This is a genomic window from Streptomyces niger (assembly GCF_000718305.1).
Classification (GTDB): domain Bacteria; phylum Actinomycetota; class Actinomycetes; order Streptomycetales; family Streptomycetaceae; genus Streptomyces; species Streptomyces niger.
Genome location: NZ_JOFQ01000008.1, coordinates 630210 through 646207 on the forward strand (window position 1 = coordinate 630210; position 15998 = coordinate 646207).

Annotated in this window: 9 protein-coding genes; 4 read left to right on the plus strand and 5 right to left on the minus strand. The window is 73.8% G+C overall.

Translation table 11 applies throughout. From position 1 onward, the window contains the following. Positions 1-175: 175 nt before the first annotated feature. Entirely contained in the window at positions 176-1624 is a 1449-nt protein-coding gene (gene lhgO, locus IF20_RS19230) for an L-2-hydroxyglutarate oxidase (RefSeq protein ID WP_234426718.1), read from the minus strand. 383 nt (positions 1625-2007) lie between these two features. Continuing rightward, positions 2008-3591, minus strand: coding sequence for a hypothetical protein (locus tag IF20_RS19235; RefSeq protein ID WP_052866395.1), 1584 nt, complete (start codon positions 3589-3591; stop codon positions 2008-2010). Positions 3592-4288: 697 nt separating this feature from the next. On the opposite strand from IF20_RS19235, the gene IF20_RS19240 reads away from it, so the two are divergent. After that, on the plus strand, positions 4289-6379 hold the full coding sequence (locus tag IF20_RS19240; protein ID WP_052866396.1) for an asparagine synthase-related protein: 2091 nt from the start codon (positions 4289-4291) through the stop codon (positions 6377-6379). 82 nt (positions 6380-6461) lie between these two features. Here IF20_RS19240 and IF20_RS19245 read toward each other — a convergent pair whose 3' ends face one another. Continuing rightward, positions 6462-8375 (minus strand): sigma-70 family RNA polymerase sigma factor, encoded by a 1914-nt coding sequence (locus tag IF20_RS19245; RefSeq protein ID WP_052866397.1) that lies wholly within the window; start codon positions 8373-8375, stop codon positions 6462-6464. Between the two features lie 252 nt (positions 8376-8627). Next, positions 8628-9440, minus strand: a complete 813-nt coding sequence (locus IF20_RS19250; RefSeq protein ID WP_052866398.1) for a TetR/AcrR family transcriptional regulator — start codon at positions 9438-9440, stop codon at positions 8628-8630. Positions 9441-9931: 491 nt separating this feature from the next. Between IF20_RS19250 and IF20_RS19255 the strand changes: the two genes are divergently transcribed. Both IF20_RS19255 and IF20_RS19260 read left to right on the plus strand, forming a co-directional pair. Beyond that, on the plus strand, positions 9932-11239 hold the full coding sequence (locus IF20_RS19255) for an NAD(P)/FAD-dependent oxidoreductase (protein WP_052866492.1): 1308 nt from the start codon (positions 9932-9934) through the stop codon (positions 11237-11239). Between the two features lie 430 nt (positions 11240-11669). Further along, positions 11670-13559 carry an ATP-binding SpoIIE family protein phosphatase gene (locus IF20_RS19260; protein ID WP_052866399.1) on the plus strand — a complete coding sequence of 630 codons (1890 nt, stop codon included), beginning with the start codon at positions 11670-11672 and terminating at the stop codon, positions 13557-13559. Positions 13560-13689: 130 nt separating this feature from the next. On the opposite strand, the gene IF20_RS19265 is transcribed toward IF20_RS19260, so the two are convergent. Next, positions 13690-14976: an MFS transporter gene (locus IF20_RS19265; protein WP_052866400.1), complete on the minus strand. Its 1287-nt coding sequence runs from the start codon at positions 14974-14976 to the stop codon at positions 13690-13692. A gap of 258 nt (positions 14977-15234) precedes the next feature. Here IF20_RS19265 and IF20_RS19270 point away from each other — a divergent pair, with 258 nt between their 5' ends. Further along, the gene (locus IF20_RS19270; RefSeq protein ID WP_052866493.1) at positions 15235-15795 is read left to right on the plus strand and encodes a MarR family winged helix-turn-helix transcriptional regulator; all 561 of its coding nucleotides are present in this window, start codon (positions 15235-15237) and stop codon (positions 15793-15795) included. Positions 15796-15998: the final 203 nt, after the last annotated feature.

The window sequence follows — 15998 nt, forward strand, 5'->3', positions numbered from 1 at the left end:
GGCGGCGGTGGCGTGCCCGCCCGGTCACCGGCGGGGCGGCGGTGGAGTGTCCGGGCCTGTCGTCGGCGGGGCAGCGATGACCGGGCTGGCCCGCCGCCGGTGGTGAGGCGCTGGCGTTCTCGGGTCCGTCGCCGGTGGTGAGGCGGTGGGCGTGGTCGGGCCGCCCGGTCGGCCGTCACCCCAGCAGCCGTACCGCGCGTTCCGCTATCTCGCGGCCGATGGGGAGGGAGGCCGTGGCCGCGGGGGACGGGGCGTTGAGTACGTGGATGGTGTGCGGGCCTTCGGTGATGAGGAAGTCGTCGACGAGGGTGCCGTCGGGGAGGACGGCCTGGGCGCGCACCCCGGCCGGGGCGGGGGTGAGGTCGTCGGCCGTGACGGCCGGGAGCAGGCGGCGGACCGCGTCCGTGAAGGCACGCTTGGAGAGGGAGCGGTGCAGCTCGCCCGTGCCGTACCGCCAGTGGCGGCGGGCTATCTGCCAGGCGCCCGGGTACGCCAGCGTGCCCGCCAGCTCGCCGGGTCGGACCGTGCGCCAGTCGTACCCCTCGCGCGCCAGGGCCGGGACGGCGTTCGGCCCGACGTGCACCTCGCCGTGGATGCCGCGGGTCAGATGGACGCCGAGGAACGGGAAGGCCGGGTCGGGGACGGGGTAGACCAGGCCGCGTACGAGGGAGTCGCGCGCGGGGGAGAGGGAGTAGTACTCGCCGCGGAACGGGACGATGCGCATCCCGGGGGCGTCACCGGCCAGCCGGGTGACGCGGTCGCAGTGCAGACCCGCGCAGTTCACCAGGGCCCGGGCGCGGACGATCCGGCCGCCGGCCGTACGGACCGCGACCCGGCCGGCGCGGCGGCCGATGGTCCGTACGTCGGCGCCGTACTCGATGCGCGCGCCGGCCTCCGTCGCGAGGCGGCCCAGGCGGGCGGCGACCGCGCCGAAGTCGGCGATGCCGGTCGTGCCCACGTGGATGGCGGCCAGGCCGCGCACCTCCGGCTCGTACTCCAGGATCTGGGCGGGGCCCAGCTCGCGGACGGGGAGGCCGTGCTCCCGGCCGCGCTGGATGAGGGAGTGCAGGCGGGGCAGCTCGGCGCGGTCGGTGGCGACGATCAGCTTGCCGGTGATCTCGTGCGGGATGTCGTGCTCGGCGCAGAACTTGGCCATCTCGGCCGAGCCCTCCAGCGCGAAGCGGGCCTTGAGGGAGCCGGGCGGGTAGTAGATGCCGCTGTGGATCACGCCGCTGTTGCGGCCCGTCTGATGGCGGGCGGGGCCGGGCTCCTTCTCCAGGACGACCACGCGGGTGCCGGGCGCGGCGCGGGTGATCGCATACGCCGTCGAGAGGCCGACGATGCCCGCGCCGATGATCACGACGTCGCAGTCGGAGCGGGCGGCCGAGCCGGCGTTCCGGGCCCGGGCCGCCGGGGTGGCCGCCCCGGCCGATCCGCCCGGGGCGGACGGAGCGGCCGGGGGCGCCAGCGGGGTCCGGGGAGCGGAGGAGGCATCGGTGGAGCGCGCGGCGGCGCGGTCCGCGCCGGCGGGCTCCTTCGCGCCTGCTTGCGCACGCCGCGCGACTTCCGCGGGACCCTCGGGCGCCTCCCCCTCGGGCCGCCCCTCCGCCTGCTCGAACGCCATCGCGGCAGCACCTCCCCATCACGAGCAACGTCACGTCACGACCGACATACCCATCATGACGGGGGGCACTGACATCCGATCGACACCGGCTTTGTCACCCGTACGGCGGACAGTGCGGTGACCAGCGCCGCCCCGCCGGGAGCAGCCGCGGAACGGGCCGCAAAAGCCACCGAAAGAGCGGATCACGCAGCTGCCCGGGGCGGACGGTCGCCCGCCCAGGGCGTGCGACCGGCGCGCCCGGCTCACGACAGGTCGCACACGACCCCGGCCCGCGCGCGCCTTGGACCCGCAGCGCGAGCCTGCCCTCCCCCGCCCGAGTCGCCCGCGGGGGCAGGCCGGGGCGGGCAGGGACGGACGAGGGCAGGGACGGACGAGGGCAGGGCCTAGACCGGCGCCACCAGCAGCGGCCGGGCCCGTTCGCGCAGCTCCACCACGCGCGGCTCGTCGCCGTACGGCTCCAGCCGGTGCAGCAGGTCGCGGACGTACTCCGTCGTGCGGGCCGAGGAGATCCGCCCGGCCACCTCGACCGCGCGGGTGCCCGCCGCGCAGGCCGCGTCGAGATTGCCTGATTCCAGCTCGGCCACCGCCGACACCACCAGCCGCAGGCCGTGCGAGCGCACGAATTCCTCGGTCGGGCGGGACAGGGCCTGTTCGGTGAAGCGCCGTACCTGGCGCGGAAGTCTCAGGTCGCGGTAGCACTCGGCGGCGTCGGCGGCGAACCGCTCGTACGAGTAGAAGTCCAGCCAGGACGGGTCCGGATCGCCCTCCCGCGACCGTTCGAGCCAGCCCTCGGAGGCCTTGAGCGCGACCTCGCAGGCGCGGCCCTCGCCGGCCTTCGCCTGGGCGCGCGCCTCGACCAGCCGGAAGAAGCTCATCGTGCGGGCCGTGGCCAGTCCGCGGTTGCGTTCCAGCGCGGCCTGCGCGAGGTCGACGCCCTCGTCGGCGAAGCCGCGGTAGGTCGCCTGCAGCGACATCGAGGCCAGGACGTAGCCGCCCAGGGGGACGTCGGCGGCGGCGCGGGCCAGGCGCAGCGCCTGGATGTAGTACCGCTGCGCCGCCTCCTGCTGGCCGGTGTCGAAGGCCATCCAGCCGGCCAGCCGGGTCAGTTCGGCGGTGGCCCCGAACAGCGCGCGGCCCACCTCGTCGCTGTACGAGGCGAGGAGTAATGGCGCCGCGTCCACCCGGAGGCACTCGGGCACCATCGAGGAACGCCAGTCCCCGCCGCCGTACTTGGAGTCCCAGCGGCGGGCGTCCTCGGCCGCCTCGCGCAGCTTGGAGACGTCGCTGTGGCCGACATGTTGCGGCAGCGGATCGCTGCCGGCCGCCGCCTCCTTCGAGTCGTCCTTGCCGGCGGTTCTGTCCCTGGCGGCGAGGGAGACGGCGCCGGGAACGCCGCCGGGTGCGGCGGCCGGGCCCGAGGGGCCGCCGTCGGGCCCCGTGTCCGCCCCCGTGTCGTGCGGGCCGCCGCGTCCGGTGTCCGCTTCGGGGACGCCGCGCGCCACCGAGCTGTCGGCGGGGGATATCAGCCACCGGGAGGCGGGGGTGGCGTACGCGCTGACGGCGAAGGAACCGGCCAGGCTCTGCCAGATGCCGCCGCCGCCCGCGCGCCGTCCGGCCAGATCCAGTCGGTACAGCTCCGTCGCGGACCGTACGGCGGCGTTCACGTCCCGAGGGAAAGCCAGGCCCACTTCGGGCGCGGGGTCGGCGTCGGCCAGGCCGATCTCGTGCAGCGGCACCGGGCGGCCTAGCTTGCTGCCGATCGCAGCAGCAATCAAATGTGGCGCCGCACCCTGCGGGACCATGCCTTTCGACACCCATCGGGCGACGGACGTCTTGTCGTAACGAAGCGTCAGCCCGCGCTGCGCACCGAGGTCGTTGACCCGACGGGCGAGCCCGGCGTTACTGATCCCCGCGAGGGCGAGAACGGTGCCGAGTTTTTCGTTCGGCCCGCGAGTATCCCTGGACATGCGCACCCCTCGACCAAGCGACGGCCACCCCGTACTCCCCGGGGCATGCGTCCACCCAGAGTAGTTCGCTGAATCCCGACCGTTAAGGGCCGGTGTCCCGGATGGCGAGATTCATGTCCGGAGGGGAGGACGGGCGTGGGCATGTGCTCCGGGTACGTGTTGCCGTGCGCCCGTCCGTGCGCGCTGGTCGGTGGGTGGCGGGCACGTTTCCATGGGTCCTGCGTGGGTCGGCCCGCTGCACTGGATCCAGTGGGCTGGGGGACACCGCCACCTCATTCCCCGCGGGTGGCGGTCCGGTCCGGGGGGTGAGTCCCACCTCCCGGACTGTCGCGATCACTTCCGCAACGCAAGGGAACGGGACCGCCGGGCGGACCGTTCGGTCCGCGGCACGGAGCAGATGCCACGCCGACCGCCCCCGAGTGCGCTGCGTCTGCGCCGAGAGTGCTCCCCTCCGCAACGTATCGGTACGGAACGGACTTTGGCTGAATATCGTCACCCGGCAATTTCTCGCCGCCGGTGTCGTGAGTGCGCTCCCGAGGGTGCAGCGGCACGAGTACACGCCGCCCCCGTGCCGCCTCCGCGCCGCTCCTGTCGTGGCAGAGTGGTCCGCACAACAGCTGTGCCATGCGCCGTACGGGGCGGCCGAGCGCCCCGCGACCGGCGTACGGAGCCACGGGGAGACGGCGGGGAGGCCGCGATGCGCTGGTTGGTGGGGTGGAGCAGTGCCGCCACGGGCCCGGACCTCACCGACGACAGCCGCACGGTGCTCCCCGTGGGCGCCCAACTCCTGTGGGGCGTCCCGGACCCCCTGTGGGCGGTCGGGGACTGGCGCCCCGATGAGGTACGCGTCGTACAGGCCGATCCCGAGACGAGAATCGCGGTCTTCGGGGTGTGCGGCGCGACCGACGACCAGCTGCGGGTGGGCCTGTTGGCGGCGCGCGGCGGCGCGCTGCGCCACCTCACCGCCTGGCCCGGCAGTTACACCGCCGTCGCGCAGATCGGCCGGCGGCTGACCGTCACGGGCGACCTGGCCGGCGCCCGCCCGGTCTTCCACACCCGGTGGGCGGGCGGCACGGCCTACGCGACCGCCGCACTGCCGCTCGCCGACCTGATCGGGGCGAGCCTCGACGTCGGGCACCTCGCAGCGCTGCTGGCCTGCCCGGACGCGCCCGAAGCGCTCGGCCACGGGACGCCGTACGCGGGAGTGCGGCGGGTCCCGCCCGGCCACGCCCTCGTGCTGCGCGGCGGGGCCGGCGAGATCACCTCGTACGAGCAGACCCATTCGCTCGCCGTCTCCGCGCCCCAGCTCGCTCCCGAACAGGCCGTCGACGGCGTCCGGGAGGCGCTGGTGGAGGCCGTACGCGCCCGTCTGACGGCTCCGCGGCACGCGCCCGACCCGCACGGCGGTCCGGGCTCTCCCGGCGGCCTGGACCCCGGCCCGGTGCCCGGCATGGGCCCCGCCGACCGGCGGGCCGCCCGCGGCGCTCCGGCGCCCGGCATCGGCGCCGACCTGTCCGGCGGCAGCGCCTCGGGCACGCTGGCGCTGCTCGCGGCCGGCCTGCCGGGACAGCCGGGCCGGCTCAACGGGCAGGGCGAGCGGCTGCTGGCGGTGACCTTCAACGACCTGGCCACCAGCGCCGGTGGCGCGTACCGGGAGGCCGAGCTGGAGCGCGCCCGCAGCATCGCCGACAACCCTCGGCTGCATCACGTGGTGGTCGCGGCGGGCGAGGAGGCGCTGCCGTACGCGGACCTCGGCGCCGGCCCGCTCACGGACGAGCCGGGGCCCTCGATGGTCGCCGCCGAACGGCACCGCAGGCGGCTGCTCTCCGGGAGCGCCGACCACTTCGTGGGACACGGCGCACGGCAGGTCCTGGACGCCCATCCGGCGCGCCTGGCCGACCTGTTGCTGGACCGCCGCCGGCGGCACCTGCTGCGGCCCGTCACGGCCCTGGCGAAGGCCGACGGTGCGGCGGCGCACTCGGTGTTCATACCGTTCACGGTCTACCGGGCCGCGCGCCGGCTGGCCCGTACGTCCTACGGGGCGGGGGTCTCCGAGGCCGCCGGACGACTGCTGGGGCGGGAGTTCGCCGACGAGCCGGTGGCGGGCAGCGCCGTGGACGCCTCGCTGGCGGCGCTCACATGGTGCCGGCCCGGCCCCGCCGCGCGCTGGCTCACGGGCGAGGCGCTCGCTGAAGTATCGGTTCGGCTGAGCGACGCGGCGCTCCGCGCCCCGGCCGTCGGGCGTCCCGGCGAGCGTCGGGCGCGTGCCGCGCTCGCCCGGCACGCCGCCGATCACCGGGTCTTCGAGCAGGCCGCCGAGGTGCGGAGCCAGCGCTTGCACGCGCCCTTTCTGGACAACCAGGTGGTACTGGCCTGCCGTGCGCTCCCGGACACGCTCCGGGTGCAACCGGGGGCACGCGCCGCGGTACTGCGCGCCGTGCTCTCCGGTGCCGGCATCCGCGAGCTGCCTCCCGGGTGGGGCGCCACCTCGCACGTGACGCACGCGGCCGCGGTACGGGCCGGACTGCGCGCCGCCATGGACGACCTCATCCAGCTGTTCGACGCGCCGCTGCTCGCCGACGCCGGGCTCGTGGAGGCCCGCGTCGTGCGCAAGGCGCTGCGGGCCGCGGCCGACGGCGCGCCGCTGCCGCTGGACGGACTGGCGGAGCTGGTCTCCACGGAGCTGTGGCTGCGCCGCCTGCTCGCCCGCCGGGGCACCTGCTGGACGGGCACCGCGGCCCCCAGGCAGCGCGCCGTGTCGAGCGGCGTCGAGCGCCTGGCGCTCTGAACTGCGCCTGCCCGCCCCTCACGGGCGCGTCGGCGTCGTCCGCGCGGCGGCCCTCCAGTCCGCGCGGCGGCCCTCCGGGAGGTCACCGACAGCTGATCTGTGACTGTGCCCAGTCGCTGAACGTCAGGGTGTCGGCGGGCGTCTGCGGCTCGGAGACCAGCCGCAGGGTCGAACGGCCGCTCAGCGGCACGTGCACCGGGACGGCCGCCTCGCCGCCGCGCACCACACCCGAGCTCCACTGCCGCACCCCGTCCGCGTACACGGAGAAGCGCACCGCGCCGCGCCCGAGAGCCAGGTCGTCCACGCCCGCGAGGGCATCGAAGGCCGTGCACTCCCGGTTGAGGTCGATCGTCACCGACGAGGGCGCGGGGGTCGTCACACCGTGGGCGTAGTGCTTGCCGCCGATACTGACGCCGCTCCGGCGCTTCCACAGGAAGCTGCTCTCCGTGGTGCGCACCTCCGGCTTGCTGTCGTCGCCGGTGAAGTCCCAGTCCAGGGTGTTGACCGGGTACGGAGCCGTCGGCGGCGGAGGCACGGGCGGCTTGGGAGTGGGCTTCGGGGGCGGCGTGGGCTTTGTCTTCGGGGGCGGCGTCGGCTCGGGCTTCGGGGCCGGCTTCGGCGGCTCCGGCTCGGGCGTCGGCGTCGGCTTCGGCTCCGGCGGTGCCGGCTTCGGGGGTGCGGGTTTCGGGGGCGCGGGTTTCGGAGTGGGCGACTCGGGGTCGGGGGTGGGCTTCGGCGCCGGCTTGTGCGGCACCGGGCTCGACGACGGCGCCGGCGGGGGCGGTGCGGCGTGCGGCTTCGGCGGGTCATGGAGGCCGGCCAGCGCCATGGCCACCCCCGCTGCGGTGACCGTGAGCCCGGCCGCGATGCCGACCTTCGCGGGCGTTCCGAGCCCCTCGGCGGCCGCTCCGGCGCCCGCGGAGTGTCCCGATGCCCCGGCGGCCGCGGCGGCGCCGGTACCGGCCGCAGCACCCGCTCCGGCGGCTCCGACGACCCCGGCCGCCGCCTTGACCGCGTACCCGGCGGCGAACCAGCCGATGACCGCGACGGGCAGCACCGCGCCGATCCGCTGATTGACGTCCGCGACCTCGCGCGCCGCCAGCCGGCAGCGCGCACACTCCTCCAGGTGCTTGCGCAGCCCGCGCTCGGCCCGCACCCGCAGGCCGCCACGGGCGTACGCGCCCAGCCGGTCCGCGTACCGCGCGCAGTCGCCACCCGCCGTCAGCGACTCGCTCACGTGCGCCTGGAGGTAGGCCTGCTTGAGGCCCTCACGGGCCCGGTGCGCCAGTACGGCGGTGGCGTTGGCGGACAGCCCGAGGAGCGGCGCGACCTCGCTCGGCGACTCCTTCTCGACGGTCGTGTGCCACAGCACCGTCTGATAGCGCTCGGGCAGACTGCGGAACGCCTGTACGGCCATGGAGCGCTCGGCTTCGTGCATCGCGCGGACGTCCGCCCCGAGGTCGAGCGTGTCGTCGTCCATAGAGGAGCCGGCCGCCGAGGACGCGAAGACCGCGAAGTCCTCGACCAGGTGCTCGCGCTTGGCCGTCCTGACCCAGTCGGCCGCCGCGCGGCGCACGGTGGTGAGCAGGTACGCGCGGACCGCGGTCTTCGGCCCGGCGCCCCGGCGCACCGCCTGCAAGGTGCGCGCGAACACCTCGCCCGTCAGGTCCTCCGCGGTGTGCGCGTCCCGGCAGCAGGTGCGGGCGTAGCGGCGTACGACCTTCGCGTGCCGGCGGTACAGCTCTTCGTAGGCGCTGTCGTCACCGGCGCGCATCCGGGCGACCAGCTCGGTGTCGGACGGCGGCGTCCCGGGCGCGCCGGTCTCCGTGCCGGGCGGGGCCTGATCGGCCGTCCCGGACGCGTCGGCGCCGGGCAGACGCTGCTGCGGTACGGTCTCCGGCCGGCTCGTGTGCGGACCGGCACCACGGCCGGAACCGGCGCCGCCGTCAGCGCCGACGCCGCGGTCGTCGCGCTCGTCACGCCCCTCAAATGTCATTGCCGAGGCCCCCGGAACCACGCCGCCAGTCTGACCATCGCGAAAGACTGCCATAACGATGGCCGAACACTTACGGAGGTATGGCGCAATCACTCATCCGGGGCGACTTGCCGCGCAGCAGCTCTAGGAGCCATCCGTCCGGGGCATGCTCCCCTCTTCGGGGAAGGGCGTGCCGTGCCGCTCGTGGCACGGCAGTGGCCGGGGCCATCGCCCCGGCCACGTCGTTACGAGTCGTACGAACCGTCCGCTCGCTCAGGCCACCGGCCGCGAGCGCAGGCCCTCCAGCAGGATCTCCAGGAGCCGCGCCGAGGCGGCCTGCTGCTGCGCCGCGTCCGGAAGCGAGGGCGCCCCCGTCGCGATCACCAGCAGTACGTCGGAGACCGTCACGTCCGCGCGCAGCTCCCCGGCCTCGCGCGCCCGCTCCACGAGCTGCCCGACGACCTCCAGGAGGGCCTGAGCGCCCCCGCTGTCGGCCCCGGACACCTCCGGGCCCTGCCCGTTGGAGTGCGGCTGTGCCGGCTCGTCGTCCGGCGATGTGCGCTGGGCGACGATGCGCAGCTCACCGGGCGCCACGGCGGGCTCCGGCGCGGACCGCTGCTGCGGCACCCGTGCCTCCGCGAGCCCGTCGGAACCGGCGGCACCGCTGCCGACCCGCAGGATGCTCGGCGGCAGCAGCCGGCCGGCGCCGGACGCCACGGAGGTGCGCAGGAAGCGCGAGAGGGCCGACCACGGGTCGTCCTCCTGCCCGAGCGCGGTGCGCGCCTGGTCCGTCAGCCGTGCGGTCTCCTCCTCCGCTATGCGGCGGACCAGCACGTCCTTGCTCGGGAAACGGCGGTAGACCGTGCCCACCCCGACCCGGGCACGCCGGGCCACGTCTTCCATGGGCGCGCCGTACCCCAGCTCGCCGAAGACTTCACGGGCAGCTCGCAGAACATGTTCCAGGTTGCGCTGTGCGTCCACCCGGAGCGGTGTGGTCCGGCCGGGCACGCCTGCCTCGCTCACGCCGCCGGTCCGGTCACCGGCGGGCGCCACCGCCGCCGGCCAATGAGAACTCTGCATGTGCATAGATGATCCCCCGGTAATGACGTCTCCCCCCGGAGACTCCCCGCCCTGACTGCCGGGGTCGGCAACTGAAGCCCCCACCCCGACGGAGTACGAACATAGTTGAGCGCAGGTCAAGAATGAAGGGGGCAGTTCCGTACAGTCCGCCCCTCGAACGGAGTACGGGCCCGTTCCGCCCGGTTTCCGTACACTCCCGCCATCTCGTACCCCCGTCTGACCTGCGGAGCTCATTCCACAGCGGTGGAAGGAAGGGTTCCAACCGCGGGTTCGGCCCACCGTCCGTATTTCGCCTTCCCTGTGGACAAAGAGGCAGCGGGGGTGCGTCATGGAGAAATGCTGTGTCCCGAAGCGGGTACACGACTATCCGATCGTGGCTCCGCCGGGGCCGGACCGACGCCCCCGGACGCACCCCACGGGCCACGGGCGACGTCGCGAGGAGATCCTCTGTGAAGCACCCGGCGCGCATTCTCGTAGTCGGCGGCGGCTACGTCGGCATGTACACCGCCCTCCGCCTGCAGCGGAAGCTGCGCAACGAACTGCGCAGCGGCACGGTCGAGATCGTGGTGGTCGACCCCGATCCGTACATGACCTACCAGCCGTTCCTGCCCGAAGCGGCGGCCGGCTCCCTCTCGCCCCGGCACGTCGTCGTCCCCCTGCGCCGCGTCCTGGACCGGTGTCATGTCGTCATCGGCGAGGTGACCGGCGTCGACCACGCCAAGCGCACGGCCACGATGAAGACGCTGGCCACGGAGGAGGAGGGCGCCGGCGGGGTCGAGATGGAGTACGACGAGCTGGTGCTCGCGCCCGGCTCGATCTCGCGCACGCTGCCCGTCCCCGGATTGGCCGATTTCGGTATCGGCTTCAAGACCGTCGAGGAAGCCATCGGGCTGCGCAACCATGTACTGGAGCAACTCGACATCGCTTCCTCCACCCGCGACCCCGCCGTCCGGGACGCCGCGCTCACGTTCGTCTTCGTGGGCGGCGGATACGCGGGCGTCGAAGCGCTCGCCGAACTGGAGGACATGGCCCGGTACGCGGTGCGGTACTACCACAACGTCCTTCCCGAGGACATGAAGTGGCTGCTGGTCGAGGCGACCGGCCGCATCCTGCCCGAGGTGGGCGAGGAGATGGGCGAGTACGCCGTACGGGAGTTGCGCGGCCGCAACATCGATGTGCGGCTGAACACGCGCCTGGAGACGTGCGAGAACCGCGTCGCCGTCCTGGACGACGGAGCACGCTTCCCGACCCGCACCCTCGTGTGGACGGCGGGCGTGAAGCCGCATCCGATCCTCGCCGCGACCGGCCTGCCGCTCAACGAACGCGGCCGCCTGAAGTGCACCGCGGCCCTCCGGGTGGCGGGCGTCGAGCACGCCTGGGGAGCCGGCGACGCCGCCGCCGTACCGGACGTGACCGCCGAGGAACCCGGCAAGGAGTGCGCGCCCAACGCCCAGCACGCCGTGCGCCAGGCCAAGCAGCTCGCCGAGAACATCACCGCCGCCATACGGGGCGAGCCCGTCGAGGACTACGCCCACAAGTACGTCGGCTCGGTCGCCTCCCTGGGACTGCACAAGGGCGTGGCCCACGTGTACGGACGGAAGCTGAAGGGCTATCCGGCGTGGTTCATGCACCGCGCCTACCACCTCAGCCGCGTCCCGACCCTCAACCGCAAGGCCCGCGTGCTCGCCGAATGGACGCTCGCCGCGTTCTTCAAACGCGAGATCGTCTCGCTCGGGTCCCTGGAGAACCCGAGGGCGGAGTTCGAGCTCGCGGCAGGCACGGGACGGCACAACGAAGCGAGTTGACGCCACAGCCGGCGCGGGATTGACGTCCTTACGGGGCCGGGCGCCCGCCGCGGCCTGGCGCCCCCCGTACGGTGTGCGGCACCGCGCGTGCGCCGCCGACCGCGGCATACCCCTGGACCATATGCCGTCGTCGGTCATACGTTCACCGTTGCGTTCAGTCGAACGAGCGGTGCTCCGGCAGGACAGGAACTCCACCCGCCACTCCGGCGTCTGACGTATGTCAGTCCGGTCGGTCACACTGGTCGTGTGACCATGGGTGGGCTCGTATTTGCAAAGAGTGACAAGCGCGAGGAATTGGGACGTTTGCTGCATCACGCCAGAGGGCGCTCGGCGCGCCCCCACCCGACCTTCCGCCGGCCAACGGCCGGGAGGCACTTCCCGGCCGCCGGACCGGCTCGGCGCCGCGTCGCGATCTAAGAGGTACACCTCCGTGAACTTCACTCGCTGGAGCGCCCGTTTCCCCGGTACGCAGCGCCGTGCGGCGCGCGCCGACCGTGGAGCGGCGCCGGACGCGTCGTCCCCCAAGCCCTCCCGGAGAACCACCCCCTCGGCCGCGCAGCCCTCAGGCGCCGCCCCGCCGCCCGCCGACGCCGCTGACGCCGACCGGGCCGAGGCCGCCGAGCCGGCGACCCCCGCCAAGGGCACCGCGACGGACACCGCGACGAACACCGCGGGCAGCCCGCCGGAAGCCGCCGGCGGCTCGGTCCCCGCCGCCCGCGCCGGACACCCCGAAGGGCACGCCGCTTCCGACCCGCAGCCGCCCACGGTCGACGCGCTCTCCGCCCACGAGATCCTGGGCACCATCCCCGCCCTCGTGGCCGTCGTCTACGGCCCCGAGCACCGCATCGCGTACGTCAACGGCGCGTACGCCAAGGTCTTCGGCAGCCGCCCGGCCGGCCTGACCGCCCGCGAAGCCCTCCCCGAGCTCGCCGAACTGGGCCTGCTGCCGCTGATGGACCAGGTGCTGCGCAGCCGCAAGCCCCGTACGGTCAAGGCCCGCAAGGTCCCCGGCGGCGCGGGCTCCGACCTCAGCCGCGACGGCTACTACACGTTCACCTGCACCCCCATCGAGGTCGCGGCCGCCAGCACCCCGGCCCCCGACCCCGAGGTCGCCTGCGTGGCGCCGCACAAGGGCGTCCTGGTCTTCGCCGCCGACGTCACCGACCAGGTCGAGGCCGCCGAGCGGCTGCGCGCGGCGGAACGCCGCCAGCGCGAGGCCGCCGTCACCCTCCAGCGCTCCCTGCTCCCGCAGGAGCTGGAGCAGCCCGACGACCTGCGGGTCGCCGCGATCTACCACCCCGGCGGCACCGACGCCGCGGTCGGCGGCGACTGGTACGACGTGATCACCCTCGGCGCCGGGCGGACAGCGCTGGTCATCGGCGACGTCATGGGCCGCGGGGTGCGCGCCGCCGCCGTCATGGGCCAGCTCCGTACGGCCGTCCGCGCCTACGCCCGGCTGGACCTGCCGCCGCACGAGGTCCTCCAGCTCCTGGACGGCCTCGCCGCGGAGATCGACGCCAGCCAGATCGCCACCTGCGTCTACGCCGTCCACGACCCGAACGAGGGCCGCCTGGTCTACGCCTCGGCCGGACACCTGCCGATCCTCGTCCGCGACCAGGACGGCACCGTCCACCGCGCCGGCGAGCCGACCGGCCCGCCCCTCGGCACGGGCGGCTGGCTGCACTCCTCCGGCAGCCTCCCGCTCGGCCCCGGATCCACCGCCGTCCTCTACACGGACGGCCTGGTCGAACGGCGCGACAAGGACATCGACGAGGGCGTCGCCGCGCTGGAGGACGCCGTCGCCGGAGCGACCGGCGCCCCCGACATCATCTGCGACCGCCTGCTGCGTTCCCTGGGCATCTCCAACGACCACGACGACGACGTGGCCGTCCTGGTCCTGCAGCACCCGGACCGCACCGGCCCCGAGGCCGAGCTCTTCCACAACGCCGCACTGGAGCTGCACGGCGGCACGGAGGCGGCGCCGCGCGCCCGCGCCTTCGCGTCCGGCGTGCTCGCCTCCTGGCGCTTCTCACCGGAGCTGCACGACCTCGGCGTACTGGCCGCGAGCGAGCTGGTCGCCAACTCCCTGCAGCACGGCACGCCGCCCATGCGGCTGCGGCTGCGGCGTACGGACCGCCGGCTCATCGTCGAGGTCACCGACGGCGACGACCACCTGCCGCGCCGCCGTCGCGCCGAGCCGGTCGACGAGGCCGGCCGCGGCATCTCGATCATCGCCACCATCGCCTCGAACTGGGGATCCCGACGCACACCGGGCGGCGGCAAAGCCGTGTGGTGCGAGTTCGCGCTGCCGACCGAGTAGGCCGCCGGAGCCCGAGCCTCCGCGAACAGGGAGCCCGAGTCCCCGCGAACAGAGAACCCGAACCCCCGCGCACAGCAAAGAGGCCGGGCCCGTACGGCAGTACGGACCCGGCCCCGGACGCTCCTGGCGCTCACGCGACGCAGGCGACCTCGTCCTTGACCGGCACCTCGACCGGCGTGGCCGTGGCACGCGGGTTGTCCTGCGCGGGGGTGAGCAGCCGGCCCAGCCGCAGCGCCAGCGCTGAGATGCCGAGCGCGCACAGGATCAGCATCACGATGTACGGGGCGGCGGCGCCGTGGCCGACCAGCAGCGCGCCCACGGCCGGCCCGACCGCCAGCGCCAGCTGCTTCACCAGGGCGAAGACCGAGTTGTACTGCCCGATCAGCCGGCTCGGCGCCAGGTCCGCCACCAGCGGCGACACCGTCGGCGACAGCAGCGACTCGCCCACGCCGAACAGCATGTACGTGGAGATCAGCAGCCCCGTGGCCACCGCCTGCGCGCCGTGCACCAGGCCGGACAGCCCCGCGGCGAGCCACGCCACGGTCCAGATGAGCCCGACCACCGCGATGACCCGGCTGCGCCGGCGCCGCTCGACCAGCTTCAGGACGACGAACTGCGCCATCACGATGGCCGCGGTGTTGGCCGCCAGCGCGATGCCCAGGGTCGACGGCTCGATGCGCGTGACCTCGGTCGCGTACGCGGCGAGACCCGATTCGAACTGCCCGTAGCAGGCGAAGAACAGCACGAACCCGAGCAGGCAGAGCCACAGCATCCGGCGGTCGGCGAGCAGCGCCCGCCAGGCACCCTCGGCGCGCGGCTCGACCGGCACCTCGTCCTCGACCTTGGGCGCCTTCGGCAGCCGTACGGTCGCCACGGCGGCGCCGAGCACGAGGAACATCACGGCCTCGATGGCGAACAGCCGCACGAAGCTCGCCGGGTCGCTCTCGTCGACGAGCAGGCCGCCGATCAGGCCACCGATGCCCAGGCCCAGGTTGTTCAGGAAGAACTGGGTGGCGAAGGCGCGGGACCGGGTCACGGGCGTCGAGCACCACACGATCATCGTCGCCAGCGCCGGCTGGATGATCGCGATGCCCGCGCCCATCGCCACGGTCGAGGCGATGACCATCGGCTCGTTCGTGGACAGGCCGAGGCCCAGCGCACCGAGAGCGGCGGCGAACGTGCCCACCACGGCCACCGGCAGCGGACCCCGCCGGTCGATGGCACGACCGGTGAAGGGCAGCACGACGAGGGCGGCGACGGCGAGCATGGCGAGCACGATCCCCGCCGTACTCGCACCTAGATCACGCACCTTCGCCACGTAGACGTACAGATACGGGACCGTGAAGCCGTTGCCGAACGCGCTCAGTGCGTTGCCCAGCTGGATCCGGCGCAGCGCGGCGCCCATTGCGGTGGTCACACTCACCTACCTAGGTCGAGAAGGTCGTCGATTACGTACGCGTGCAGGGCGGGGTGAGGCGCGTGTGAGCTTCGGATCCCCCGGAGCAGGCCTAGGTGCCCCCCAGCACTGGCGGACTTCAGAGGAAGAGGAGAGCCGCAACGTGTCCAGTCCGTCCCGGACAGTCACAAGCTGAAGACTTCAACTCTAAAGTTCGAAGCTAAAGAGTACATGACCAAGGACTTCAACGCCAATCCGTTCCGTGCCATACTGCGCCGCATGTCAGAGCCCTCAGAAGCGGTCCAGAGCCCGGCCGAGCCGAGCCTCGAGGAACAGATCGCGGCCTACCAGCGCGAGTTCCAGGACCTCGACCCGCAGGTGGAGAAGGTCGTCTCCGCGCTGCAGCGCCTCAACCGCCGGATGAACGTCGCCTATGGCCGGCAGACCGCCACGCTGGGGATAAGCAATGCCGAGTGGGAGGTGCTGAAGGCTCTCGTGGTCTCCGGTGCCCCGTACCGCCTGGGCCCCGGCGAGCTCGCCAAGCGGCTCGGTCTGACGCCCGCCGCGATGACCCACCGCATCGACCGCATGGCGAACGAGGGCCTGGTCAATCGCGAGCGCGACGAGAACAACCGCGTACGGGTGATCGTGGAGCTCACCGACGAGGGTCGCGAGAAGTGGCTGGAGGCGATGCGCCTCGCCTCGGTCTTCGAGGAGGACCTCCTCCAGGACCTCGATTCCCGCGAGAGGGGGCTCCTCGGCGATGTCCTCACCCGACTGCTGCGCCGGGTCGAGGACGCCCAGCCGGACGCGGACGGGCGCCTCACCGACCTCGACTGAACACCCCCGACACAGCTGTGTCGGACGGGCCGGGACCCCGGTTGACACGGCCTACCCCGGTCCGTAGTGTTCTCCGGGTTGCCACACAGCCGTAACGGTTTTGCGGCAGCCACTCACGCCGCACCGGCGGCAACCCACTACTGCACGACCTTCCCTCGGGAACAATTTCGGCATGCCGAAATTCGACCGATCGGCTCGATTAT

Bases quoted from the DNA above. Each gene is read 5' to 3' on its own strand.
- lhgO (WP_234426718.1), bottom strand. From the start codon at position 1,624: ATGGCGTTCGAGCAGGCGGAGGGGCGGCCCGAGGGGGAGGCGCCCGAG.
- IF20_RS19235 (WP_052866395.1), bottom strand. From the start codon at position 3,591: ATGTCCAGGGATACTCGCGGGCCGAACGAAAAACTCGGCACCGTTCTC.
- IF20_RS19240 (WP_052866396.1), top strand. From the start codon at position 4,289: ATGCGCTGGTTGGTGGGGTGGAGCAGTGCCGCCACGGGCCCGGACCTC.
- IF20_RS19245 (WP_052866397.1), bottom strand. From the start codon at position 8,375: ATGACATTTGAGGGGCGTGACGAGCGCGACGACCGCGGCGTCGGCGCT.
- IF20_RS19250 (WP_052866398.1), bottom strand. From the start codon at position 9,440: ATGCACATGCAGAGTTCTCATTGGCCGGCGGCGGTGGCGCCCGCCGGT.
- IF20_RS19255 (WP_052866492.1), top strand. From the start codon at position 9,932: ATGTACACCGCCCTCCGCCTGCAGCGGAAGCTGCGCAACGAACTGCGC.
- IF20_RS19270 (WP_052866493.1), top strand. From the start codon at position 15,235: ATGTCAGAGCCCTCAGAAGCGGTCCAGAGCCCGGCCGAGCCGAGCCTC.